The 366-nt window shown below is 59.3% G+C and carries 1 pseudogene; it reads right to left on the bottom strand.

The window, feature by feature from the left end:
* Positions 1 to 366 (bottom strand): annotated as a pseudogene (locus K6M89_RS30725) (3-keto-5-aminohexanoate cleavage protein); the annotation flags it as partial.

The following is a 366-nucleotide window of genomic DNA, read 5'->3' as shown; positions in this document are numbered from 1 at the left end:
CATAACCGCGATAACCGCGCCGCTCGACGATCTCGAAGAACAATCCTTCGCCATAGGTGGGGCTGTAGAGCTGGAAATACTCACCTGAGTCATCGCGATCATAGAGGATGTTGTTGGCCTTGAGCCGCTCGGCGAATTCGGCATCGAGGCCGAAGCGGGCTTCGAGGTCGTCATAATAGTTCGGCGAGATCGAAAGCGGCACGAAGCCATTGGCGGCAAGGGCAGCGGCAGTCGCGAAAATGTCGTCGGTCCGGAAGGCGAGATGCTGGATGCCGGAGCCGAAGGTCTCGGCGATGAAACGGCCGGCGAGCGTGTTGCGGTTTTCCGCCCCGTTCATGGTGATGCGCAGCGAGCCTTCATTGTTCT

Origin of the sequence: Rhizobium croatiense, from assembly GCF_019793465.1 — a bacterium.
Taxonomy (GTDB): domain Bacteria; phylum Pseudomonadota; class Alphaproteobacteria; order Rhizobiales; family Rhizobiaceae; genus Rhizobium; species Rhizobium croatiense.
This window is presented reverse-complemented; position numbering and strand designations above follow the sequence as displayed.